The organism is Microbacterium sp., from assembly GCF_047606685.1.
In the GTDB taxonomy this organism is placed as follows: domain Bacteria; phylum Actinomycetota; class Actinomycetes; order Actinomycetales; family Microbacteriaceae; genus Microbacterium.
The window spans coordinates 11,826-35,162 of sequence record NZ_JASGEC010000097.1 but is presented as its reverse complement, the minus strand read 5'-3'; the positions used below and the strand labels follow the sequence as shown (position 1 = coordinate 35,162).

The window sequence follows — 23,337 nt, the reverse complement described above, 5'->3', positions numbered from 1 at the left end:
GGAGCGATACCTCCTCGACTCGCTGAAGGAAGTTGACAGGCTCCAGGCAGAGAAGGACACCGAGAACAAGGGGTTCATCGCTACGGAGGCCAAGGAGACGCGGCGCGGTACTCGGCTGATTCAGTTCGGCGTGCCGATCGTTACAACCATCGTCGTCATCGGCGCTCAGGCGATCCTTAGCCGCGGAAGCGTACGAATCACGCCGACCAGGTAGCCGCGAGTCTCGGCTCCAGCACGACAGCCCGATGCTTCGCGCGGGACAGCCCCACGTACAGCAGGTCGTCCCAGTCGAGGTCGTGCGCGTCGGCCCTGTCGCGCGCGTCAGCGCCGACATCGGTGACCACCACGGCATCCACTTCGATGCCCTTGAGCTTCGAGATCGAGCCGAACCGCGCACGGCCCGCGCCGTCGCCGAGATTCGCGCGCAGCCAGCGCACGTCGTTCGCGTGGGCGGGTTCGTCAAGGTCGCCCGCGACGATGCGCGCTGCGAGCGACCGCGCGCCCCACGGGCTGAGCACGACGATCTCGTTGAGGCTGTGCTGCTGTGAGAGGAGCTTCAGAACCCCGGCCAGCATCGCTGCCTCGTTCCCACGGGTCGCGACAACGCGCTCGGCGCCACCGGGAGCCGTCGGAGGCATCCGGTGCGCCGCGAATCCGAACGGACGGCCCACGATCTTCTCGCTCTGGGCGACCAGCGCGGGCGCCTGGCGGCAGTTGCGCCGGATCCGCGCGAGCACGAGGTCAGGCATCCTGCTCTTCGCGACTTCGAACGGGTCCACCCGCTCCGACGTCGGACGCATGATCTGCTGCCGCTCGTCTCCCGCGAGCATCACGTGCGCGTCAGGCGCGGCCAGCGCGACCAGCACGTCGACGAGCAGCGGGTTGCCCGCGATGTCTTGGAACTCGTCGACGACGACGTTCCGGTACCCGCCGCGCTCGGGGTGCTCGGCGAGCGCGCGCAGCGCGAGGGCCGGAAGCTCTTCCTGGAACCACGCGTTGGTCGCGTCGGCGGGATGCGCGTCCAGGCCCGCGACGCGGAGCATCACGGCGCCGAGGTCGGCGACCGCGAGCGAGCCGCGCACGACCTGTGTGTCGGCGCGAAGCCGGTCGGCCATCACGAGGTTCCAGCACGTGAGCAGCGTCCGCTCACCGCGCTTGATCGCGTCGATCGCGGCCTGCGCGACGAGGTAGCTCTTGCCGCTCCCCGCCGGCCCATCGAAGTAGACCGCACGGTTGGCGCCGACCAGCTCGAGGGCGAAACGCTGCTCGGCGAGCAGCGCCACCTCGCGCTGGGTCGCCTCGCGCCGCGCATCGCGATCGTCGGCCGCCACGTCGAAGTCGCGGGTCAGCGACCCGACGATTCGATCGACCTTCTCCCGCGTGACGCCGGCCGGGTCGTGGTTCACGTGATCGGACTCCGCATGCCACGCGATGTGCTCGTCGAGCACCTTCTCGACCAGCGCGGCAGGGCGAGCCAGATCGTCGGCCCAGGCCAGCTCCCACTCGAAGAACGTCAGATCCGACGGAGCCCGCCCGCCGAAGTGGTGCCGCCCGATCGACGTGAACCACAGCAGCCGCGCGATCGGCTCGTCTCCGTCGATCGCGCCCTCGCGAAGGAGGAAGGAACGGATGCTGCGCACAGCCCCGTCGACCTGCTCGAGCGGGCTCTTGTGCGGGCTGGGCGTTCCGTCGAGCGTCCACTCGCCGTCGCGATACTCAACAGACCTCGGAGCCTTAGCCTCAACGACCACGATTCCCTTGCCTGGCGCCACGACGAGGAAGTCGGCCTCGCCCATGAGCTTGTCGAGATGCTGCCGGATCACGAGCGAGTGGAACACCACCCAGTCGAGCCGGTCGAGCACGCCCTCGAGCGCCGAGAACAACCGTCGCTCCGACGAGTTGGCGCCGAATCGCGCGACGGCGGGGATCATGCGAGGCATCCGTGCTCCTTCGCTTGGGCGGTGGGGTGCCGCCTACTCTATGGGCCGGTCACGACGAGGTTGGCGCGTTTCGTCTCGGGCGCGCTTCGCGCGGCCTCGCTCAACGACCGGGATCGGAGTGCCGGAAAGGCGCCTCGCGTGAAAGCCGCCGGCGCCCGGCGGAGTGATCCCGCCGGGCGCCGTGCAGTTTGACGTGTCGGCCTTCGTCCCCAGTCCGGCCGATGTGTTGCGCGGTTGCAGCTCCCCGTGGAGCGTTCTCCCCAGAACCTCCTGCTGCGTTGTGCGCACATCGAAAGTATCGAACCCGGAAGCCCTTTCGCAGGCGATTGCGGCAATCCTGAGGCGACCTTGGGGGAGTTGAGGGAGAGCTTGGGTTGGGGGCGAGGTTGGCGCGTTTCGTCTCGCTTCGGCTCGCGAGGCGACCGGGGGTGAGTGGCCCTTCGACAAGCTCAGGGAGCGGCGGGGGTTAAGCGGGTCGCGCGGGGTATGCCTCAGGTATACTTGATGGTATGCCAGCCACAACGATCAAGGTGTCGCGCGAACTCCGCGACCGCTTGGCGTTGCGAGCGTCCGCGCAGCGAACGACCTTGGCGGGAGCGATCGAGCGTGCTCTCGACGAGACTGACGAGCAGCGATTCTGGGCAGACATCCACCGCGAGAACCAGGCTCTCTCGGAAGACGAGCGCGCCGTCTACGAACGCTCCGGTGGGTCGGACGATCTCGACGACCGCGCTGACGACGAACTCAGCGAGCGCGGTGAGTGGTGAGGCGCGGAGAGATCTACTTCGCTGATCTGGGTGAGCCCGTCGGGCACGAGCAGGCGATGCGCCGACCGGTGGTCCTGGTGAGCGCCGATCCGTGGCTTGAGTCCGACCCTCCGGTCATCGCTGTCGTCCCTGTGACGCGCACGGCGCGCGGGCGATCGACGCACGTCGAGATCGAGCCGGGCGACTCGGGGCTGCGGGCCACGAGCTATGCGAAGTGCGAAGACATCCGATCGATCTCGCCGCTTCGGCTCGGCCATCGGTTCGGGGAGGTCGACGAGGTAACGATGGCGCGTATCGACCTGATTCTGCGCCGCATACTCGCGCTTTGACGCGACTACGCCGGCGCGACGACCGTCAACCCCGCCCGCGACGCAACCTCTGCCAGCTCGCGGTCGTAGGTGATGATCTCGTCTACTCCGAGCCGGATCGCCACGGCGAGATGGATAGCGTCGTTCGAGCGCAGGGGCGCGTGAGCGCCCGCGGCGATCATGTCTCCGCGCGAGAGGTCGACCAGCGTGACCGCGTTGAGCACGCCGCGCACGGCATCGGGGGCGACGTCGTCAGGATGGCGGCCGGCCGCGCAGTGCAGTTCCGTGTGCAGGAGCCAAGAGGCGGCGAGGCGGCAGTGAGGATCGGATGCCAGGGCCTCGACGAGTGCGGCGGACTCTGGTTCTTCAAGCAAGAGCTTCATCGCGGCCGACGTGTCGAGGTAGGAAACCGTCACCACGATCCTCTGCTGTCGGCAATGATCTCTGCGCTCGTCCGTTCCGAGCGGCGGCGGGGGATGGCGCGAAGGCTCTCCACATCAGCGAGTGCGGGACGGGCCTGTCCGCCATGTGACCATGAGCAATGCGGAGATCAGCCAGCGCGATCTGCGGATGCGCTCCCGCGAGATCATGGATGCCGTTGAGCGTGGCGAGTCCTTCACCGTCACCCGTGATGGCCGTGGAATCGGCGAGCTCGCCCCGCTGCGGAGGCCTCAACGTTTTGTCTCCCGCGAAGAGTTCGCGCGAGCGTCGCGGAGCATGCCGGTTGTCGATCCCGACCTGTTGCGTTCCGACATCGACGGCGCCATTGATCAAGGCCTGGGCGACGCGTTCGAGCGGGCCTTGAGGTGATGCCGGCGTCGGAGGGGATGCTGGACACCAACATCCTGGTCCTCCGCCACGTCATAGGCGCGGATCTCTTGCCCGCGCAGTGTGCGATCAGCGCCGTCGTCCTCGGTGAACTGGCGGCCGGCGTCCACCACGTGTAACCCGACCTCCCCGACGCGAGTCGTGTGCGCTCGGAGAGGCTCGCGCTCCTGCAGCAGGCTGAAGCCGAGTTTGATCCGATCCCGTACGCCGCGGCCGCGGGGGTAGGCCGCTCTGCGTTCGGCTCGCCTCAGAACGGCGGCACGAGGTGGCGCGCCGTCGGCGGCTTGCTCGAGTACGCGTGCGTGGTCTGCTCGACACGCTGGTCGCCGACCGTCAGTCGGTCGCGGTGCTGGGCCTGGTGCTCCTCCCACGACCCGACCTGGAACGCCTCGATGAACACCTCCGGGTCCTCGGCGACGCGGTACAGCTCCCACCGGATCGCGCCGCTGCGCAGCCGCGAGTGGCGCAGCTCGGCCGTCGAGGCGATGAACTCGGGCTGGTTGGCGGCGGGCACGGTGTACTCGACGGTCACGAGGATCGGCCCGTCGGTCGGCTGCAGCTCGATCGGCAGCGCGACGTCGCCCCAGTACGGGCTGGCGCTCTGGTCGGCGCCGCGGATGTCGGGCATCCGCAACAGCAGCCCGGCCAGCGACAGCACCGCGACGAGGCCCGCCGCGACGAGGAACGTGGAGACGACGCCGATGCTGGCGGCCAACTGTCCCCACAGGAAGGATGCCACGGCCTGCGAGCCCGTGAACGTGACGAGGAACACCGACAGGCCGCGCGCACGCACCCACACCGGCAGCACAACCTGCAGGTCGGTGTTGAGCGTGGCGATCACCGTCGCCCACGCCGCGCCGCCGAGCACGAGGACGACGAGGGCGAGCGCGAAGCTCGGCACGAGCACGAGCACCGCCACCACCGCGGCGAACAGCAGCCCGGCAAGCAGGAGCATCGTGTTCGTCGACATCACCGTGCGCAGCCGGCCGATCGTGAGGGCGGCGAGAATGGCGCCGGCCCCCAGCGCGCCGAACAGCAGGCCGTACGCGCCCGACGACACGTGGAGCAGTTCGCGGGCGACCAGCGGGATGAGCGCCCACAGCACGGCGCCGGGCGCGATGAACATCACCGCCCGCAGCAGGATGCGGCGCACCACCGCGTCGTGGCGCACGTAGCGGACGCCGGCGCGCAGCGCGGGGATGAAGCGCTCGCGCGCGGGCGGTGCGACGCTCAGCGGCGGCCGCTTCCAGGTGACCAGGGCCAGCCCGAACACGACCGCGGTGAACGCGGTGAGCACGAACACCCACGGAACGCCTGCGGCGGCGATGACGAGGCCGGCGAGCGCGGGCCCGATGGCGCGGCCGAAGTTGATGCCGACGCCTTCGAGCCGCATGGCCGCGCCGAGCTCCTCGCGCGGCACGACCTCGGGCAGGGTCGCCTGCCATGACGGCTGCATGGCGGCGCCGCCCAGCCCGAGCAGGAACGTGAAGGCGAGCACGACCGGGGCGGACGCGAGCCCGACCGCGGTCAACGCCGCGAGAGTGAGCGAGCACGCGATGACGTACACCTGCGCGACGAGCATGATCCAGCGCCGGTCGTAGCGGTCGGCGAGCACGCCCGCCGGCAGCGTGAACAGCATCATCGGCAGCATCACCGCGGTCTGCACGAGCGCGACTGTCACGCTCGCGTTCGGGCCGTTGACGAGCAGCCACTGGGCGCCCACGCCCTGCCCCCAGATGCCGATGTAGCTCACCAGCACCGCGGGCCACAGCCAGCGGAAGCCGGGTTGGGCCAGCGGCGCGAACGCGCCCGGCTCGTGCGGCGGTGCGTCGGTGGTCGACTCGTGCATCGGAGCCGACGTTACACGCGATCGGCGGGAGACGGGAGGATGCCGCGGCGGCCGCGGCGGCGTCAGTCGGCGGGCGGCCAGTCGATCAGCAGCAGCCCCTGTTTCGTGTCGGCGAACTTCACCCAGCCGTCGCCGAACTGGTACGTCCAGCCGTAGCCGTCGTCGTCGACGGCGGCAGCGGTGTCGGGGTCCTCGGTCAAGTAGACGCTGTCGTCGTCGTCCTCGCGGAGCCATCCCTCCTGCACCATCGTGCTCTGATACTGCGACGCCTCGCTCGGATCCAGCGGCGCCCAGCCGAAGATCTGCACGTGGTCTCCCGGCGCGTTCGCGTCGCCCCAGCGGCACCACAGCCCGCCGGGGATCTCGGTGGGGCCGATGCGGAAGACATCCGTCTGCGACGTCAGGCCGGCGTTCTCGAAGTCGGCCGCCACGTCGCCGGGGATGATCGTGTCGCACGCCGGGTCGGCGGCCGGCGCCTCCGTCGGAGTCTCCGACGGGGTGGGTGTCGCGGTGACCGCCACGGTCGGGGTGGCCGTCGTCGGCGCGGGGTCGGGTTCAGACGGGGCGCAGCCGGCGAGCGCGGCGATGGCGACGGCTGCCGCCAGGGCGGTCAGGGCGCGAACGGAGTGCGTCATGGGGAGCCTCACGGGTCAGGTCTGCCGGTGGTGGAGCAGTTCGAGGAAGGCGTCGTGGAGCACGCCGTTGGTGGCGAGGGCGGAGCGGTCGGCGATCGAGTCGTCGCCGTCGTACGAGGTGAGCCGCCCGCCCGCCTCGGCGATGATCGGCACGTGCGCGGCGATGTCGTACTCCTTGACGCCGAACTCCGCGACGAACTCGAGGCGGCCTTCGGCCAGCAGCATGTACGGCCACGCGTCGCCGTAGCCGCGGTCGCGCCACACCGCGCGGCTCAGCCGCACGAGCGCGTCGAGGTGGCCCGCGTCATCCCACTGCGTGAGGCTCTGGAAGCAGACGCTCGCCTTCTCGACGCGGGCGACGTCGGAGACCCGGATGCGGCGGGGCTCGCCTTCTGGTGCGTTCGTCCAGGCGCCAAGGCCCGTGGCGCCCCACCAGCGGCGGCCGATCGCTGGCTGGCTGACGACGCCGACCTGCGGCACGCCGTCGACGGCGAGCGCGATGAGCGTCGCCCACATCGGGATGCCCCGAAGGTAGTTGTGCGTGCCGTCGATCGGGTCGATGATCCACTGGCGGTGCGCGTCGGATCCCGCCGCCTGCCCGAACTCCTCGCCGAGGATGCCGTCGTCGGGCCGCTCGTCGGCCAGGATGCCGCGAATCGCCCGCTCGGTGGCCAGGTCGGCCTCGGTCACGAACGTGTCGTCGGGCTTGGCGGCGACGTCGAGGTCGGCCGCGTCGAAGCGTGCCATCGACTCAGCGTCAGCGGCCTCGGCCAGTCGCAGCGCGAGCGCGAGGTCGGCCTCGAGGCCGGCGTGCGCGGGCGCGCCCGACGGGGGGAGGGATGCAGGGGAGGGCACGATATATCACGGTAGCCGCACTGCCTGAACGTTCCACGTGTGCGTCAGCCAAGGAGGGGGAATCCCGCAAGGAGCCGTTGCAGGTGCATGACCTGGCGGGGGACGTACTCAGCGATCGTGAGCGCCACGACCTCCGCGTGCGCGTCGATGTCCGCGACGACCCGCCGGGCCTGCGCGCTGGTCAGGCCGCCGCGGTCGTCGCCGAGGCCGAGTCGCACCTCGTCGGCGTCGATCGTGTCGACGTCGAAGTGGATGGCGGCCTTCGTCGCCCCAGTGGCGCGCAGCCAGTCGAGAAGCGCCGTGCTGTCGGTGCGCAGCACGTCGGGCGGGAAGACGGCGAGTCCCCACTCCGCGGCGATCGCGGGGTGCGCGGCATCCGTCCAGTCGCGCATTCCCACGAGCGCGACCCGGCTCGCGGGGATCGTCGCGGGGAGGCGGGCGAGGATGTCGGCATCGCCGTGGCCTGTGAGGGCGGAGACGACCATCGCGTGGTAGCCGGGGTAGGCGGACTCGCCCGTGCCCATGTCGGGGTGCGAGTCGATCCATAGCACGGCGAGGTCGTCGCCGTGGGTGTCGGTGAGGGCCGAGAAGGGCGCCAGGCTGACACCGCAGTCGCCGCCGAGGGTTGTGATGCGGGCGGGGTCGTGCTCGCGGACGAGCGCGAGCGCCGCGTCAAGCTGGGCGAGCACGGCGGTCTTCGCCTCGATGCCGTCGCGCAGCTCAAGCCCGGCGTCGTCAAGCGGGACGGGCACGACGGCGGTCGGGCCGTCGTGTGCGGGGAGGATCGCCTCGAGCACTCTCGTGCCGACCGTGTAGCCGCGCCGGGCGACATCGAGCGGGAACTCGGGGGTCGCCAGCTGCTGCACCGACTCGGTGGCGGCCCCCTGCCATTCGGGCCAGACCAGGCGCAGGTGCGTGTCGGAGGTCATGCTGCCATTGTGGCCCGGGCGCCGCCGGGGCACCTGCGCTGCCGGTCGCTGGGCGGGCCCAGCGAGCCTAGACACGCGACGCGCTACAGCAACCCGCAGTCGCGCGAGTTCGCTGCGCGGCGATGGCGATCGCGCTACAGCAACCCGCAGTCGCGCGTGCGATTCGCAGGCGCGACTGCAGGTTTCGTGCGCGCGGAGTTTCGTGCGCGAGCTTTCGTGCGCGCGAGCGCAGGGATTCGCGAGCCCCGCGGGCAGGATGCTAACGTTTACCCTTGGTTCGCCCGCAGCGGCAGCCTCCGCGCCTCTAGCTCAATCGGCAGAGCAACTGACTCTTAATCAGTGGGTTCAGGGTTCAAGTCCCTGGGGGCGCACCGTAAAATCTCCGCCGGAAGGAGGCGGGATGGCTGAGCACGACCTCGCCGGAAAGCGCGCCCTCGTCACCGGCGGCGCGAGCGGCATCGGGCTGGCGTGCGTGCGCGAGCTCTCCCGCCGCGGGGCGCACGTCGTCGTCGCCGACCTCAACGCCGACTCCGCCGCGGCGGCCGAGGCCGGGGGAGAGGCGTGGGTCGTCGACCTGTCCGACACGGCGGCCCAAGAAGACCTCGAGCTGGATGTCGACATCCTCGTCAACAACGCCGGCATCCAGCGCGTCGCGCCGATCGAGCAGTTCGACCCCGACGCATTCCGGCTCATCCAGCGGATCATGGTCGAGTCGCCGTTCCTGCTCATCCGCGCCGCGCTGCCGGGCATGTACGCCAAGGGCTGGGGGCGCGTCGTCAACATCTCCAGCGCCCACGGCCTGCGCGCGAGCGCGTTCAAGTCCGCGTATGTGACGGCCAAGCACGCGCTCGAGGGCCTGTCGAAGGTCACCGCGCTCGAGGGCGGACCGCACGGGGTCACGAGCAACTGCGTCAACCCGGCCTACGTGCGCACGCCGCTGGTCGAGCAGCAGATCGCCGACCAGGCGCGGGCCCACGGCATCCCCGAGAGCGAAGTCGTCGAGAAGATCATGCTCTCCGAGACCGCGATCAAGCGGCTCGTGGAGGCCGACGAGGTCGCCTCGCTCGTCGGCTGGCTGGCATCGGATGCCGCCGGCATGGTGACCGGCGCGTCGTACACGATGGACGGCGGGTGGACGGCGCGATGACCTCCGCGTTCGCCCCCGTCGACGTCCCGGTCGAGGGCGGAGTCCTGCGGGTCGGCGTGCGCGAGGCTCTCGTCTTGGCCGACGAGCTCGTCGAGCCGCCGCCCACCGTCGTGCTCGTGCACGGCGTCACGTCGTCGCACCTCGCGTGGCGGTTCGTCGCCGACCGGCTCCCCGACGTGCGGATCGTCGCGCCCGACCTGCGCGGCCGGGGAAGGAGTCGGGATGCCGCGGCCCCGGCCGGAATGTCGGCCCACGCCGCTGACCTCGCCGCGGTGCTCGACCACGTCGGCGTGGGCCGTGCGCTCGTCGTCGGGCACTCGATGGGCGCGTTCGTCGCCGTCGTGTTCGCCCACCTGCACCCCGAACGGGTGTCGCGGCTGCTGCTGGTCGACGGCGGCCTGCCGCTCGACATCCCGCCCGGACTCGACCCCGACGCGGTCGTGGCGGGCATTCTCGGCCCCACCGCCGCACGGCTGTCGATGCGCTTCGCCGACACGGGGGAGTACCTGGACTTCTGGCGCGCCCACCCCGCCTTCGCGCGCGACTGGTCGCCCGAGCTGGAGGAGTACCTCGCCTACGATCTCGTGCCCGACGGCGCCGGAGCGCTTCGCCCCGCGACGTCGTACCAGACCGTCGTCGACGACACGGTCGACATGACCACGACGAGCGTCGTGCCCGACGCGCTCGCGGGACTGCGGCATCCCGCCCGCCTCGTCACCGTGCCGCGCGGCCTGCAGGACGAGACGCCGGGGCTGTACGCGCCCGAGCACCTCGAGCGGGTGCTGGCTCCCGGCATCCGGCACGAGCGCGTCGACGGCTTCAACCACTACACGGTCGTGATGTCGGACGCCGGCGGCCGCCGGGTCGCGGAGCTCGTCCGCGACGAGCTCACGGCCGGTCGTTGAGCGAGCCGCAGGCGAGACGAAACGCGGTGCGCGCCCCCCGGTCGTTGAGCGAGGCCCGCAGGGCCGAGACGAAACGCGGTGACCGTTCGAGAGAGGTCGCCGCGTTTCGTCTCCCTCGCTGCGCTCGGTCGCTCAACGACCGGTTGTGTTGTGCAGAGCTGCTCGTCACCGCGCCGCGACGCGCGTCGTCAGCTGGTGCGCGTGCGCGAGCAGGATGCGGCCTAGCTCGGGCAGCCGGTCGGGCCCGAAGCGGAATTCGACGCCGGTGAGGCTGAGCGCCCACTGCGGGTGGCCCTGCCGGTCGAAGACCGCCGCGCCCAGCCCGTAGCTGCCCTCGACGATGAGGCCGGCGTTGAGCGCGTAGCCGTGTGACTGGGTCTCGGCCAGCCGCTGCCGCAGCCGCCGCTCGCCGTGCGCGCCGCCCCAGCGCTCGGGCAGCTCGGGGTGCCGCTCGAGGTAGGCGTCCACATCGTGACGCGGCAGGAACGCGAGGATCGCGAGCCCGGCCGACGCGACGCCGAGCGGGAAGCGCACGCCCTCGCTGAGCACGAAGGAGCGGATCGGGAACGACCCCTCCTCGCGCAGCAGGCACACGGTCTCGTCGCCGCGCCGCACCGACAGGAACGCGCTCTCTTCGGTGCGCACCGCGAGCGAGCGCACGATGTCGCGCGCCACGGCGGTGATGTCGTAGCGGGATGCCGCGACGCTGCCCATGAGGAACAGCTCCGGCCCCGGCATCCATCGCCCTGTCGCCTCGTCCTGGTCGACGAGCCCCTCGCTGCGCAGCGCGCTGAGCAGCCGGTGCGTGGTCGGGCGGGTGAGCTCGGCGCGGCGGGAGAGCTCGGCGACGCTCGCGCCCTCGTCGCCGGCCGAGGTGACCAGGCGCAGCAGCGCGGCGGCGCGCGCGACGGCCTGGGCTCCGGGCACGGCTCGCGTGGTGTCCACGATATGGACACTAAGGGGCGATTCCTCCACATGGCAAGCGCGGGCTCGGCGCCGTGCACGGGGACGCGTGACGATGGAGTCGAGAGCGCGCGAAACCCATCAATGTCGTCGAAACCCGCCGCACCGGGGCGAGTCTCGGCACAGCGAGTGGGTCTCGGCGCCGGAACAGGGTCTCGGCGGCGCCGGCGGGCCGCCGCGGGCGCGGCCACGGAACCGACGACACGAAGGAGCGCACGTGATCGACAAGACGGTCGGCTCGGCAGCGGAGGCGGTGGCCGACATCCCGGATGGCGCGACGCTCGCCGTCGGCGGATTCGGGCTCTCGGGCAACCCCATGGTGCTCATCGAGGCGCTGCACGCGCAAGGGACGCGCGACCTCAGCATCGTGAGCAACAACTGCGGGGTGGATGACTGGGGCCTCGGCATCCTGCTGAACGACAAGCGCATCCGCAAGATGACGTCGTCGTACGTCGGCGAGAACAAGGAGTTCGAGCGGCAGTTCCTCTCCGGCGAGCTCGAGCTCGAGCTCACGCCGCAAGGCACGCTCGCCGAGAAGCTGCGCGCCGGCGGCTCGGGCATCGCCGCGTTCTTCACGCAGACCGGCGTCGGCACCCAGGTCGCCGAGGGCGGACTGCCGCGCAGGCACGACGGCAACGGCGGGGTCGCGGTCGCTTCGGCGCCGAAAGACGTGCGCACGTTCGATGTGACCGGCGAACCGCGCGACTACGTGCTCGAGGAGGCGATCGTCGCCGACTACGCCCTCGTGCACGCGAAGCGGGGCGACCGGCACGGCAACCTCGTCTTCAACAAGGCGGCGCGCAACTTCAACCCGCTCGCCGCGATGGCCGGCCGCGTGTGCGTCGCGCAGGTCGAGGAGCTCGTCGAGGCGGGAGAGCTCGACCCCGACAGCGTCCACTTGCCGGGGATCTACGTGCACCGCATTGTCGTCGTCGGGCCCGACATCGACAAGCCCATCGAACGGCGGACGGTCTCCACGCCGGAAGGGGGCAACTGACATGGCGCTCACCCGCCACGAGATGGCCGCCCGCGCCGCGCAAGAGCTGGCCGACGGCTCGTACGTCAACCTCGGCATCGGCCTTCCCACACTCGTTCCCAACCACGTGCCCGACGGCGTCACGGTCGTGCTGCAGTCGGAGAACGGCATCCTCGGCGTCGGCCCCTACCCGACGGAGGAGAACGTCGACCCCGACCTCATCAACGCCGGCAAAGAGACGGTCACGATCCTCCCCGGCGCCGCGTTCTTCGACTCGGCCACGAGCTTCGGCATGATCCGCGGCGGCAAGATCGACGCCGCCATCCTCGGCGCGATGCAGGTCTCGCGCGACGGGGATCTCGCCAACTGGATGATCCCGGGCAAGATGGTCAAGGGCCCGGGCGGCGCGATGGACCTCGTGCACGGCGCGGCCAAAGTGATCGTGCTCATGGAGCACGTGGCGAGGGATGGCTCGGCCAAGATCGTGAACGAGTGCTCGTTGCCGCTCACCGGCCGGGGAGTGGTCGACCGCATCATCACCGACCTCGCCGTCATCGATGTCACGGACGCAGGGCTCGTGCTCGCCGAGCTCGCCCCCGGCGTCACCGTCGACGAGGTTGTCGCCGCGACCGAGCCCGACCTCATCATCAGTGTGAGAGGGAACGGTCGTTGAGCGAGCCGAAGGCGAGACGAAACGCGGATGCGACGGTGCGCCGCGTTTCGTCTCGGCGCTTCGCGCCTCGCGGGGCGACCGGGGAGTCTGAAGAGGGAGTCACATGACCACCGACGACATCGTCATCGTCGCCGCCGCCCGCACGCCGCAGGGCCGGCTGAAGGGCCAGCTGGCGCCGCTCACGGCGGCGCAGTTGGGCAGCGTCGCAATCAAGGGAGCCCTCGACCGGGGCGGCGTCCCCGCCGACGCGGTCGACGCCGTGCTCGTCGGCCAGGTGCTGCCGGCCGGGGCGGGGCAGAACCCCGCCCGGCAAGCGGCGGTGGGCGCCGGCATCCCGTGGCACGTCCACTCCGCCTCGGTCAACAAGGTGTGTCTGTCGGGTCTGGCCGCTGTCATCGACGCGGCGCGCATGATCCGTGTGGGCGACGCGCGCGTCGTGGTCGCCGCGGGCATGGAGTCGATGACCCGATCGCCGCACTTGCTCATGGGGTCGCGCGAGGGCTGGGCCTACGGCACTGTCGAGGTGCTCGACCACATGGCCCACGACGGGCTCACCGACGCGTACGACCGCGAGAGCATGGGCGCCTCGACCGAGCGGCACAACGCGCGGTTCGAGGTCACGCGCGCCGACCAGGACGCCGTGGCCGCGCGCTCGCACCAGCGCGCCGCCGCCGCGTGGGACGCCGGAGTGTTCGACGCCGAGATCGTGCCGATCGAGCTCCCGCAGCGGCGGGGCGCCCTTCGACAGGCTCAGGGGCCAGTGGTGGTCGAGCGCGACGAGGGCATCCGCCCCGACACCACCGTCGAGTCGCTCGCGGGGCTGCGGCCCGCGTTCGCCGACGGCGGCACGATCACGGCGGGCAACTCGTCGCAGATCTCCGACGGCGCGTCGGCGGTCGTGCTCACGACCCGCGCGCACGCGGACGAGGAAGGATGGCGCGTGCTCGCCGTGGTCGGCGCGTCCGGCCAGACGGCCGGCCCCGACAACTCGCTGCACGCGCAGCCGGCGCAGGCTATCCGGGCGGCGTTGGCAAAGCAGGGGCTGGAGGCATCCGACCTCGACCTCGTCGAGATCAACGAGGCGTTCGGTGCGGTCGTCGCGCGGTCGCAGCGCGAGCTCGGCCTGTCAGACCAGGTGGTCAACCCGCACGGCGGCGGCATCGCGATCGGCCACCCGATCGGCGCCTCCGGCAACCGGCTCGTCGTGCACGCCGTGCACGAGCTGGTGCGCCGCGGCGGCGGCACGGCTGCGGTCGCGCTGTGCGGCGGCGGCGGCCAGGGCGACGCGCTGATCCTCACTCGCTGATCCGGCTTAACCCGCGTCGAGTTGCCGCGTTCTGCAACCCTTCTCGCGATTCGCGGCAACTGAACCGTCTGGTGCGGTGCGCCCCGGATCATCGCCCGCGTCGAGTTGCCGCGTTCCGCGTGTCGAGGGCGCAGAATGCGGCAACTGAAGCGGCGCTCGTGGCCCACAGAGAGACTCAAGGTGGTACGTTGAGGCTATGGGTACCACACACTCGGCAAGCTTGGGAGATCGTGGGCGACTCGTGGTGCCCGCGCCGCTGCGCGAGCGACAGCGCTGGGAGCAGGGGACGCCGCTGCTGTTCATTGAAACCGAGCGTGGCGTCTTGCTCGTGACGCGCGAGCAGGCCAAACAACTCGTCCGAGAGCAGCTCTCGGGAGATTCGCTGGTCGACGAGCTGATCGCCGAGCGTCGCCGGGCGGCCGCGGTCGAGGATGCCGCGTGACGACGGTTCTCGACGCGTCGGCCGTGCTCGCGTTCCTTCAGGCGGAGCCAGGAGCCGCAGAGGTCGAGGGCGCGCTCGCGGAGAACGCCGTGATCGGTGCAGCGAATCTCTCCGAGGTGGCGCAAAAGGTGCGCGCGCGGGGAGGCGACTGGGCGCTGTCGGCGGCGTTGCTCGACAGCTACGGGCTGACCGTCGCGCCCGTCAGCCGCGCCGACGCGGAGCACGCCGCGCGGGTGTGGCGCCGCGGCTCGGGGTTATCTCTGGCCGACCGGTTGTGCCTCGCGCTCGGCGAGAGGCTTGACGCGCTCGTGCTCACCGCAGACCACGCGTGGGGCGACCAGGGCAGGATCCGCCAACTCCGGACAACGGGCTGACGCGTCTGCCATAGCGCCCCGGTTGCCGCGTTCTGTGGCCCGTCTCGCGATTCGTGGCAACTGGGTTTCGGTCACCGCGTTCAGTTGCCGCGTTCCGCGCGTCGAGGGCGCAGAACGCGGTAATTGAACGGTCTGGCGAGGTGCGCCACGGGTCAGCGCGCCGCGCTACGCTCGGACCGTGACCGCCATCCACCCGCTGACCGCCGCCGATCGCGACGAGTGGTTGCCGCTGTGGCGCGGCTACCTCGAGTTCTACGAGGCCGACCTGCCGAGCTTCGTCACGGATGTCGTGTTCCAGCGACTGACCGACGGCGAGGGCGTGCACGGCGCGATCGCGCGCGACGACGAGAGGCGCGCCGTCGGCCTCGTGCACTGGCTGTTCCACCCGTCCACGTGGTCGGTCGGGCCGTACTGCTACCTCGAGGACCTGTTCGTCGCGGCAGAGGTGCGCGGCCAGGGCGTCGGCCGCGCGCTCATCGCGCACGTGCGCGATCAGGCGACGGATGCCGGCGCCGCCAAGGTCTACTGGCTGACGCACGAGACGAACACGACGGGCCGCGCGCTCTACGACCGCGTCGCCGAGCTGACGGGCTTCGTGCACTACGAAATCGAGCTTTAGTCAGGAGCGCAAGCGCTTCTTCGCGAGCTTGTTCTCCTTGCCGTGCACAGGCGAGTCGTCGGCGACGAGCACGCCCCGGGTCGCACGGCGGGTGTCGACGATCGCGCCGATAGCGAGGGCGAGCGTGATTCCCCAGCTCAGCCACGCCAGGGCCGTGCGCCACGTGAAGCGCTCCGCGCCGCGCAACTCCTGCAGCAGGGAGAACCCGCTCGTGACCGCGCCGATGATGCCGGTGCCGAAGAGGTACTTGCGCATGCGTCGAGGCTACCGCGCGCTGGCCGTGCATCGCGCCGCGATAGCCTGGGACGGTCCCCGTCGTGAGGAGTCCGCGTGACTGAAGCCGAGTTGGTCGTGGTCGCGAACCGCCTGCCCGTCGACCGGGACGGGGAGGGTGGATGGCGCACCTCGCCCGGCGGCCTGGTCACCGCTCTGGAGCCGGTCATGCGCCGCGCCGAGGGCGCGTGGGTCGGCTGGCCCGGCCAGGCCGACCTCGAGCTCGAGCCGTTCGACTTCCAGGGCGTGCGGCTCGTGCCCGTGACGCTGAGCGCCGACGAGGTCGAGCTGTACTACGAGGGCTTCTCGAACGACACGATCTGGCCGCTGTACCACGACGTCATCGCCGCCCCGCGCTACCGCCGGGTGTGGTGGGACGCGTACGTGCGGGTCAACCGGCGCTTCGCCGAGGCGGCCGCGGCCGTCGCGGCCGAGGGCGGCACGGTGTGGGTGCAGGACTACCAGCTGCAGCTCGTGCCCGCGATGCTGCGGGCCGAGCGGCCCGACCTCACGATCGGCTACTTCCACCACATTCCGTTCCCGGCATACGGACTGTACTCGCAGCTGCCGTGGCGGCGCGAGGTGCTCGAGGGCCTGCTCGGCGCCGACGTGGTCGGCTTCCAGCGCGTGGCCGACGCCGGCAACTTCGCGCGAGCGGTGCGACGACTGTTCCATTACCAGACCAAGGCGTCGGGCATCCACGTGCCGCAGTCCGACGCGCCCGCGCGCACCGTGCTGGCCAAGGCGTTCCCGATCTCGATCGACGCCGAGTCGTACGCCGACATTGCGCGCCGACCCGAGGTGCAGGAGCGGGCGCGAGAGATCCGCTCCGGCCTCGGCGGCCCCGGCAAGATCCTGCTCGGGGTCGACCGGCTCGACTACACGAAGGGCATCCGCCACCGCATCAAGGCGTTCGGCGAGCTCCTCGACGAGGGGCGGCTGAACGTCGAGGACGTCACGCTCGTGCAGGTCGCCAGCCCCAGCCGCGAGCGCGTCGACGCGTACATGCAGCTGCGCGACGAGATCGAGCTGACCGTCGCGCGCGTCAACGGCGACCACGACACGCTCGGGCACACCGCCATCCGCTACCTGCACCAGGGCTACCCGCGCGAGGAGATGGTCGCCCTGTACCTCGCCGCCGACGTCATGCTCGTCACCGCCCTGCGCGACGGCATGAACCTCGTCGCGAAAGAGTATGCCGCCAGCCGCATCGACAACCGCGGCGTGCTCGTGCTGAGCGAGTTCGCCGGCGCGGCCGACGAGCTCGGCATGGCGCTGCGCGTCAACCCGCACGACATCGACGCCCTCAAGGAGACGATCATGCGCGCCATCGCGATGACCGGCGCCGAGCAGGGCCGGCGCATGCGGGCGCTGCGCCGCAAAGTGCTCGACAACGACGTCAACGCGTGGTCGCGCTCGTTCCTCGACGCGCTGGCGGCCCGCCGGGCGATGAGCGAGGGAGCCGATCGGGAGTGACGGCCTCGACTCCCGAGCAGCTCGAGGCGGCGCTGCGCCGGCTCGCAGCGGCTGAGCGGCTGCTCGTCGCGTGCGACTTCGACGGCACGCTCTCGCCTCTCGTCGACCAGCCGATGGCTGCGCGGATGCACCCCGACGCGCGCGCCGCGATCGAGGCGCTGACCCGCCTCCCGGATGTCGCGGTCGCGTTCGTGTCCGGACGCACCCTCGCCGACCTCCGGGTCATCGCCGAGCACGCCGACGACTCTCCTGTGACGCTGGCCGGCTCGCACGGCGCGGAGTACTGGTTTCCCGGCTCTGGCGCCGCCGAGCTCGACGACGACGCCGCCGACCTGGCGCTGCGCGACCGCCTGTGCGCCGACGCCGAGGCCGGCGTCCGGGGTGTGGAGGGCGCGTGGATCGAGCCGAAGGCCTTCGGGCTGTGCGTGCACACGCGGCTCGCCGACCCCGACGGCGCGGCGACGGCCAACGCCCTCGTCGACGCCCTCGTGCGCGCCGCCGCCCCGCACTGGCGCCGGCGCACCGGCCACGACATCGTCGAGTACTCCTTCCGGTACGAGGGGAAAGACAGCGCGGTCGCGGCTCTGCGCGAGAGAGTGGATGCCACGAGCGTGCTGTTCGCCGGCGACGACGTCACCGACGAGGACGCGCTGCGCAGCCTCGGCCCCGGCGACATCGGGGTGCACGTCGGCGACCGGCCCACGGCCGCCACGGTGAGCGTCGGCGGCATCCCGGCCTTCGCGGCCTTCCTCGCCGAGCTCGCCCGCCGCCGCGCGGACGCCCAGGAAATCGCCCCGCGGGAATAGACTTTCAAGATGCCCGAAAGCTCCGCACCGAACGAACCGACCGTGATCGACATCAAGCCGCGCAGCCGCGTCGTCACCGACGGCATCGAGGCCACGACGTCGCGCGGCATGCTGCGGGCGGTCGGCATGGGCGACGACGACTGGGACAAGCCGCAGATCGGCATCGCGTCGAGCTGGAACGAGATCACCCCGTGCAACCTGAGCCTCGACCGCCTCGCGCAGGGGGCGAAGGAGGGCGTGCACTCCGGCGGCGGCTACCCGCTGCAGTTCGGAACGGTGTCGGTGTCGGACGGCATCTCGATGGGCCACGAGGGCATGCACTTCTCGCTCGTCAGCCGCGAGGTCATCGCCGACTCGGTGGAGACCGTCGTGATGGCCGAGCGCCTCGACGGAACGGTGCTGCTGGCGGGATGCGACAAGTCGATTCCCGGGATGCTGATGGCCTCCGCGCGGCTCGACCTTTCCAGCGTGTTCCTCTACGCCGGCTCGATCGCGCCCGGATTCGTGAAGCAGCCCGACGGGTCGATGAAGGAGATCACGATCATCGACTCCTTCGAAGGCGTCGGCGCGTGCATGGCCGGCCGCATCACCGCGGAGCAACTCAAGCGCATCGAGTGCGCGTTCGCGCCTGGCGAGGGCGCGTGCGGCGGCATGTACACCGCCAACACGATGGCCTCGGTCGCCGAGGCGCTCGGGCTCAGCCTCCCCGGGTCGGCCGCACCGCCTGCCGCCGACCGCCGCCGCGACTACTTCGCGCACCGCTCGGGCGAGGCCGTGGTGAACCTGCTCCGACAGGGCATCACGACCCGCGACATCCTCACCAAGGAGGCGTTCGAGAACGCGATCGCGCTCGCGATGGCCCTCGGCGGCTCGACCAACGTCGTGCTGCACCTGCTCGCGATCGCAAACGAGGCCGAGGTCGAGCTCAGCCTGCATGACTTCAACCGCATCGGCGACCGCACGCCGCACGTGGCCGACATGAAGCCGTTCGGCAAGTACGTCATGAACGACGTCGACCAGCACGGCGGCATCCCGGTGATCATGAAGGCGATGCTCGACGAGGGCCTGCTGCACGGCGACGCGCTGACCGTGACGGGCAAGACCCTCGCCGAGAACATGCGCGAGCTCGACCCCGACCCGATCGACGGCGACGTGATCCACGGGTTCGACGACCCCATCCACGCCACCGGCGGCCTCACGGTCCTGCACGGCTCGCTCGCACCCGAGGGCGCGGTCGTGAAGACGGCCGGATTCGACGCCTCCGTCTTCGAGGGGCCGGCGCGCGTGTTCGAGCGCGAGCGCGCGGCGATCGACGCGCTCGCGGCCGGCGACATCCAGGCCGGCAGCGTCGTCGTCATCCGCTACGAGGGCCCCAAGGGCGGCCCCGGGATGCGGGAAATGCTCGCCATCACCGCCGCCATCAAGGGAGCCGGCCTCGGGAAAGATGTACTACTCTTGACAGACGGTCGATTCTCCGGCGGCACAACCGGCCTGTGCATCGGCCACATAGCACCCGAAGCGGTGGACGCTGGTCCCATCGCCTTCGTGCGCGATGGTGATCTGATACGGGTCGATATCGCGGCTCGCGCTCTCGACCTACTCGTCGATGAGGCTGAGCTCGACTCCCGCCGCTCCGGGTGGGAGCCGCTTCCCCCGCGCTATACCCGTGGCGTCCTGGCCAAGTACTCCCGTCTCGTGCGCTCCGCTGCGGAGGGCGCGGTCACGGGCTAGTCCGGCACAATCCCTATCCGCTTTCTTGAGAACGAGGACCCTTCATCATGTCCGCCGATACCGCCACGGCCGTTCCCCGGCCACCCGCTCGCACCGCGTCCGCGCCCGTGCTCACGGGCGCCGAGGCGGTCGTCCGCTCCCTGGAGATGCTGGGCGTCACCGACGTGTTCGGGCTGCCGGGGGGTGCGATCCTCCCGGTGTACGACCCGCTCATGGACACGTCCGACATCCGCCACATCCTCGTGCGCCACGAGCAGGGCGCTGGGCACGCCGCGGAGGGCTACGCCGCCGCATCCGGCCGCATTGGCGTCGCGATCGCGACGTCGGGGCCGGGCGCGACCAACCTCGTCACGGCGATCGCCGACGCGTACATGGACTCGGTGCCGATCGTGTGCATCACCGGGCAGGTCTTCTCGAACCTGATGGGCACCGACGCGTTCCAAGAAGCCGACATCGTCGGCATCACGATGCCGATCACGAAGCACTCGATCCTCGTCAAGCGCGCCGAAGACGTGCCGGCCGCGCTCGCGGCGGCGTTCGAGATCGCCGGCACCGGTCGCCCCGGCCCCGTGCTCGTGGACATCACCAAGGACGCGCAGCAGAACGAAGCGCCGTTCGTGTGGCCGCCCAAGGTCGACCTCCCCGGCTACCGCCCGGTCACCAAGGCCCACGGCAAGCAGATCCAGGCGGCCGCGCAGCTGCTCGCGACCGCGAAAAAGCCCGTGCTGTACGTGGGCGGCGGCGTCATTCGCGCACGGGCGGCCGACCAGCTGCGCACGCTCGCCGAGAGCACCGGCGCGCCGGTGGTCACGACGCTGATGGCGCGCGGCGCGTTCCCCGACTCGCACCCGCAGCATCTCGGCATGCCGGGCATGCACGGCACGGTGCCCGCCGTCCTCGCGCTGCAGGAGGCAGACCTCCTCGTCTCGCTCGGGGCGCGCTTTGACGACCGCGTCACCGGCAAGGCCGCGCTGTTCGCCCCGCACGCGCAGGTCGTGCATGTCGACATCGACCCGGCCGAGATCTCCAAGATCCGCGCGGCGGACGTGCCGATCGTGGGCGACCTGCACGAGGTGCTGGTCGACCTGGATGCCGCCTTCCGCGCCGCGTCGGCCGGCGCCAAGCCCGACATCGCCGAGTGGTGGTCGTTCCTGGACGGCCTGCGCGAGGAGTTCCCGCTCGGCTACGCGCCGACCAGCGACGGACTGCTGTCGCCGCAGCACGTCATCCAGCGCATCGGCCAGCTGACCGGCCCCGAGGGCGTGTACGCCGCGGGCGTCGGACAGCATCAGATGTGGGCGGCGCAGTTCATCCAGTACGAGCGCCCGAACGCGTGGCTGAACTCCGGCGGCGCCGGCACGATGGGCTACGCCGTGCCCGCGGCGATGGGCGCCAAGGTCGCCCAGCCCGACCGCGTGGTGTGGGCGATCGACGGCGACGGATGCTTCCAGATGACCAATCAGGAGCTGGCCACCTGCGCGATCAACAACATCCCGATCAAGGTCGCGATCATCAACAACTCGAGCCTCGGAATGGTGCGCCAGTGGCAGACGCTCTTCTACGACGGCCGATACTCGAACACCGATCTGGAGACCGGCCACGGCACCGCGCGCATCCCCGACTTCGTCAAGCTCGCCGACGCGTACGGCTGCCTCGCGATCCGCGTCGAGAAGGAGGAGGACGTGGATGCCGCGATCCGGACGGCGCTGGAGACGAACGACCGCCCGGTCGTCATCGACTTCGTGGTGAGCGCCGACGCGATGGTGTGGCCGATGGTGCCGCAGGGTGTCAGCAACAGCTACGTGCAGTACGCGCGCGACCACGCGCCCGCCTTCGACGAGCAGGAGGACTGAGCCATGTCGTCACACGTGCTGAGCCTGCTCGTGGAGAACAAGCCGGGCCTGCTCACCCGCGTCGCGGGGCTGTTCGCCCGTCGCGGCTTCAACATCGAGTCGCTCGCGGTGGGCGTGACCGAGGTGCCCGGCCTGTCGCGCATCACGGTCGTCGTCGACGTCGAGGACTTGCCGCTGGAGCAGGTGACCAAGCAGCTGAACAAGCTCGTCAACGTGCTCAAGATCGTCGAGCTCGACCCGGCCACCTCGGTGCAGCGCGAGCACATGCTGATCAAGGTGCGCGCCGACAACCAGACCCGCTCGAACGTGCTCGAGGTCGTCGGGCTGTTCCGCGCGCAGATCGTCGACTACGCGCCGGACGCGCTGGTCGTCGAGATCACGGGCGACAAGGGCAAGGTGGAGGCGTTCTTGCGCGCCATCGAGCCCTTCGGCATCCGAGAGCTCGCCCAGTCGGGCCTGCTCGCCATCGGGCGCGGCGGCAAGTCCATCACCGAACGCGTGCTGCGGGGCTGACAACACACCGAGCGCTTCGCCTCGCTCGCTCGCTCAACGACCGAAATCCAACTCAAGGAGAAAAACGAACCATGGCCGAGATCTTCTACGACGACGACGCTGACCTCTCGCTCATCCAGAGCAAGAAGGTGGCGATCGTCGGCTACGGCTCGCAGGGCCACGCCCACGCGCAGAACCTGCGCGACTCGGGCGTCGAGGTCGTCATCGCCCTCAAGGAGGGCTCGAAGTCCGCCCCGAAGGCGCAGGAGGACGGCTTCGAGGTCAAGACCGTCGCGGATGCCGCCGAGTGGGCCGACCTCATCATGATCCTCGCGCCCGACCAGCACCAGCGCGGCATCTACAACAACGAGATCAAGCCGCACCTGACGGCGGGCAAGACCCTCGCGTTCGCGCACGGCTTCAACATCCGCTTCGGCTACATCCAGGCGCCCGAGGGCGTCGATGTGATCCTCGTCGCGCCGAAGGCCCCCGGCCACACGGTGCGCCGCGAGTTCGTCGCCGGCCGCGGCATCCCCGACATCATCGCCGTCGAGCAGGACGCGTCGGGCCAGGCGTGGGATGTCGCGAAGGCGTACGCCAAGGCGATCGGCGGCACGCGGGCCGGTGTCATCCAGACCACCTTCACCGAGGAGACCGAGACCGACCTGTTCGGCGAGCAGTCGGTGCTGTGCGGCGGGGTCTCGCAGCTCATCCAGTACGGGTTCGAGACGCTTGTCGAGGCCGGCTACCAGCCGCAGATCGCGTACTTCGAGGTGCTGCACGAGCTCAAGCTCATCGTCGACTTGATGTGGGAGGGCGGCATCGCCAAGCAGCGCTGGTCGGTCTCCGACACGGCGGAGTACGGCGACTACGTCTCGGGCCCGCGCGTGATCGACCCGAGCGTCAAAGAGAACATGAAGGGCGTGCTCGCCGACATTCAGTCCGGTGCGTTCGCGACCCGCTTCATCGCCGACCAGGACGCCGGCGCCCCCGAGTTCATGGCGCTGCGCGAGAAGGCCGCCCAGCACCAGATCGAAGAGGTGGGCAAGGAACTGCGCGCCCTGTTCGCGTGGAAGCAGCAGGACGAGGGCTACGTGGAGGGCTCGGCTGCGCGCTGACCTCCCGCAACGTCGGAGACTCGCACGAATGTCGGAGGATTCCCCGCGAATCCTCCGACATTCGCGTCTTGC

At 70.7% G+C, this 23,337-nt stretch carries 25 protein-coding genes and 1 tRNA gene; 18 read left to right on the top strand and 8 right to left on the bottom strand.

Features of this window, described 5'->3' with window-relative positions; translation table 11 throughout:
* Positions 1 to 197: 197 nt before the first annotated feature.
* Positions 198 to 1,940 carry an NERD domain-containing protein gene (locus QM611_RS11750; protein ID WP_415080103.1) on the bottom strand — a complete coding sequence of 581 codons (1,743 nt, stop codon included), beginning with the start codon at positions 1,938 to 1,940 and terminating at the stop codon, positions 198 to 200.
* 509 nt (positions 1,941 to 2,449) lie between these two features.
* Between QM611_RS11750 and QM611_RS11745 the strand changes: the two genes are divergently transcribed.
* Both QM611_RS11745 and QM611_RS11740 read left to right on the top strand, forming a co-directional pair.
* Positions 2,450 to 2,707, top strand: coding sequence for a hypothetical protein (locus tag QM611_RS11745; protein ID WP_415080102.1), 258 nt, complete (start codon positions 2,450 to 2,452; stop codon positions 2,705 to 2,707).
* Complete coding sequence (locus QM611_RS11740) at positions 2,701 to 3,036, top strand: type II toxin-antitoxin system PemK/MazF family toxin (protein ID WP_415080101.1); 336 nt, start codon at positions 2,701 to 2,703, stop codon at positions 3,034 to 3,036. Before QM611_RS11745 ends, QM611_RS11740 begins: the two co-directional genes overlap by 7 nt.
* Before the next feature lie 5 nt (positions 3,037 to 3,041).
* On the opposite strand, the gene QM611_RS11735 is transcribed toward QM611_RS11740, so the two are convergent.
* Positions 3,042 to 3,431: a type II toxin-antitoxin system VapC family toxin gene (locus QM611_RS11735; RefSeq protein WP_415080100.1), complete on the bottom strand. Its 390-nt coding sequence runs from the start codon at positions 3,429 to 3,431 to the stop codon at positions 3,042 to 3,044.
* Positions 3,432 to 3,549: 118 nt separating this feature from the next.
* Between QM611_RS11735 and QM611_RS11730 the strand changes: the two genes are divergently transcribed.
* Complete coding sequence (locus QM611_RS11730) at positions 3,550 to 3,825, top strand: type II toxin-antitoxin system Phd/YefM family antitoxin (protein WP_415080098.1); 276 nt, start codon at positions 3,550 to 3,552, stop codon at positions 3,823 to 3,825.
* A 265-nt stretch (positions 3,826 to 4,090) separates the two neighbouring features.
* Here the strand turns inward: QM611_RS11730 and QM611_RS11725 are convergent, their stop codons facing one another.
* From QM611_RS11725 to QM611_RS11710, 4 genes are all read right to left on the bottom strand, one after another.
* A complete protein-coding gene (locus QM611_RS11725) occupies positions 4,091 to 5,692 on the bottom strand; it encodes an MFS transporter (protein ID WP_415080097.1) in 1,602 nt (533 codons plus the stop codon).
* A 62-nt stretch (positions 5,693 to 5,754) separates the two neighbouring features.
* Complete coding sequence (locus tag QM611_RS11720) at positions 5,755 to 6,327, bottom strand: hypothetical protein (protein ID WP_415080096.1); 573 nt, start codon at positions 6,325 to 6,327, stop codon at positions 5,755 to 5,757.
* A gap of 15 nt (positions 6,328 to 6,342) precedes the next feature.
* Complete coding sequence (locus QM611_RS11715; RefSeq protein ID WP_415080095.1) at positions 6,343 to 7,182, bottom strand: inositol monophosphatase family protein; 840 nt, start codon at positions 7,180 to 7,182, stop codon at positions 6,343 to 6,345.
* Positions 7,183 to 7,226: 44 nt separating this feature from the next.
* Entirely contained in the window at positions 7,227 to 8,111 is an 885-nt protein-coding gene (locus QM611_RS11710; RefSeq protein WP_415080094.1) for an arginase family protein, read from the bottom strand.
* 298 nt (positions 8,112 to 8,409) lie between these two features.
* Between QM611_RS11710 and QM611_RS11705 the strand changes: the two genes are divergently transcribed.
* The 3 genes from QM611_RS11705 to QM611_RS11695 all read left to right on the top strand — a co-directional run bounded on the left by QM611_RS11705 (position 8,410) and on the right by QM611_RS11695 (position 10,163).
* A tRNA-Lys gene (locus tag QM611_RS11705) sits at positions 8,410 to 8,482 on the top strand.
* Positions 8,483 to 8,511: 29 nt separating this feature from the next.
* On the top strand, positions 8,512 to 9,258 hold the full coding sequence (locus QM611_RS11700) for a 3-hydroxybutyrate dehydrogenase (RefSeq protein WP_415080093.1): 747 nt from the start codon (positions 8,512 to 8,514) through the stop codon (positions 9,256 to 9,258).
* A complete protein-coding gene (locus QM611_RS11695) occupies positions 9,255 to 10,163 on the top strand; it encodes an alpha/beta fold hydrolase (RefSeq protein ID WP_415080092.1) in 909 nt (302 codons plus the stop codon). The genes QM611_RS11700 and QM611_RS11695 overlap by 4 nt, the downstream gene beginning before the upstream one ends.
* A 165-nt stretch (positions 10,164 to 10,328) precedes the next feature.
* Here QM611_RS11695 and QM611_RS11690 read toward each other — a convergent pair whose 3' ends face one another.
* Entirely contained in the window at positions 10,329 to 11,108 is a 780-nt protein-coding gene (locus QM611_RS11690) for an IclR family transcriptional regulator (RefSeq protein ID WP_415080091.1), read from the bottom strand.
* Positions 11,109 to 11,343: 235 nt separating this feature from the next.
* On the opposite strand from QM611_RS11690, the gene QM611_RS11685 reads away from it, so the two are divergent.
* The 6 genes from QM611_RS11685 (at position 11,344) to QM611_RS11660 (ending at position 15,516) form a co-directional block, all read left to right on the top strand.
* A complete protein-coding gene (locus QM611_RS11685; RefSeq protein ID WP_415080089.1) occupies positions 11,344 to 12,123 on the top strand; it encodes a CoA transferase subunit A in 780 nt (259 codons plus the stop codon).
* 1 nt (position 12,124) lies between these two features.
* A complete protein-coding gene (locus QM611_RS11680) occupies positions 12,125 to 12,775 on the top strand; it encodes a CoA transferase subunit B (RefSeq protein WP_415080088.1) in 651 nt (216 codons plus the stop codon).
* A gap of 103 nt (positions 12,776 to 12,878) precedes the next feature.
* Positions 12,879 to 14,081 (top strand): acetyl-CoA C-acetyltransferase, encoded by a 1,203-nt coding sequence (locus QM611_RS11675; protein WP_415080087.1) that lies wholly within the window; start codon positions 12,879 to 12,881, stop codon positions 14,079 to 14,081.
* A 196-nt stretch (positions 14,082 to 14,277) separates the two neighbouring features.
* Entirely contained in the window at positions 14,278 to 14,523 is a 246-nt protein-coding gene (locus QM611_RS11670; protein WP_415080086.1) for an AbrB/MazE/SpoVT family DNA-binding domain-containing protein, read from the top strand.
* On the top strand, positions 14,520 to 14,897 hold the full coding sequence (locus QM611_RS11665; protein ID WP_415080085.1) for a type II toxin-antitoxin system VapC family toxin: 378 nt from the start codon (positions 14,520 to 14,522) through the stop codon (positions 14,895 to 14,897). Before QM611_RS11670 ends, QM611_RS11665 begins: the two co-directional genes overlap by 4 nt.
* Before the next feature lie 178 nt (positions 14,898 to 15,075).
* Positions 15,076 to 15,516, top strand: a complete 441-nt coding sequence (locus tag QM611_RS11660; RefSeq protein ID WP_415080084.1) for a GNAT family N-acetyltransferase — start codon at positions 15,076 to 15,078, stop codon at positions 15,514 to 15,516.
* Here QM611_RS11660 and QM611_RS11655 read toward each other — a convergent pair whose 3' ends face one another.
* Positions 15,517 to 15,771, bottom strand: a complete 255-nt coding sequence (locus tag QM611_RS11655; RefSeq protein ID WP_415080083.1) for a hypothetical protein — start codon at positions 15,769 to 15,771, stop codon at positions 15,517 to 15,519.
* 75 nt (positions 15,772 to 15,846) lie between these two features.
* Between QM611_RS11655 and QM611_RS11650 the strand changes: the two genes are divergently transcribed.
* The 6 genes from QM611_RS11650 to ilvC are packed head-to-tail and all read left to right on the top strand — an operon-like array spanning position 15,847 to position 23,265.
* Positions 15,847 to 17,265: an alpha,alpha-trehalose-phosphate synthase (UDP-forming) gene (locus tag QM611_RS11650; RefSeq protein WP_415080082.1), complete on the top strand. Its 1,419-nt coding sequence runs from the start codon at positions 15,847 to 15,849 to the stop codon at positions 17,263 to 17,265.
* Complete coding sequence (gene otsB, locus QM611_RS11645) at positions 17,262 to 18,071, top strand: trehalose-phosphatase (RefSeq protein WP_415080081.1); 810 nt, start codon at positions 17,262 to 17,264, stop codon at positions 18,069 to 18,071. The genes QM611_RS11650 and otsB overlap by 4 nt, the downstream gene beginning before the upstream one ends.
* Before the next feature lie 9 nt (positions 18,072 to 18,080).
* Positions 18,081 to 19,802: a dihydroxy-acid dehydratase gene (gene ilvD / locus QM611_RS11640; RefSeq protein WP_415080080.1), complete on the top strand. Its 1,722-nt coding sequence runs from the start codon at positions 18,081 to 18,083 to the stop codon at positions 19,800 to 19,802.
* A gap of 47 nt (positions 19,803 to 19,849) precedes the next feature.
* Complete coding sequence (locus QM611_RS11635) at positions 19,850 to 21,655, top strand: acetolactate synthase large subunit (RefSeq protein ID WP_415080079.1); 1,806 nt, start codon at positions 19,850 to 19,852, stop codon at positions 21,653 to 21,655.
* Positions 21,656 to 21,658: 3 nt separating this feature from the next.
* Positions 21,659 to 22,168: an acetolactate synthase small subunit gene (ilvN, locus tag QM611_RS11630; protein ID WP_415080078.1), complete on the top strand. Its 510-nt coding sequence runs from the start codon at positions 21,659 to 21,661 to the stop codon at positions 22,166 to 22,168.
* Positions 22,165 to 23,265: a ketol-acid reductoisomerase gene (ilvC, locus tag QM611_RS11625; RefSeq protein WP_415080116.1), complete on the top strand. Its 1,101-nt coding sequence runs from the start codon at positions 22,165 to 22,167 to the stop codon at positions 23,263 to 23,265. Before ilvN ends, ilvC begins: the two co-directional genes overlap by 4 nt.
* The last annotated feature ends 72 nt before the right edge of the window (positions 23,266 to 23,337 follow it).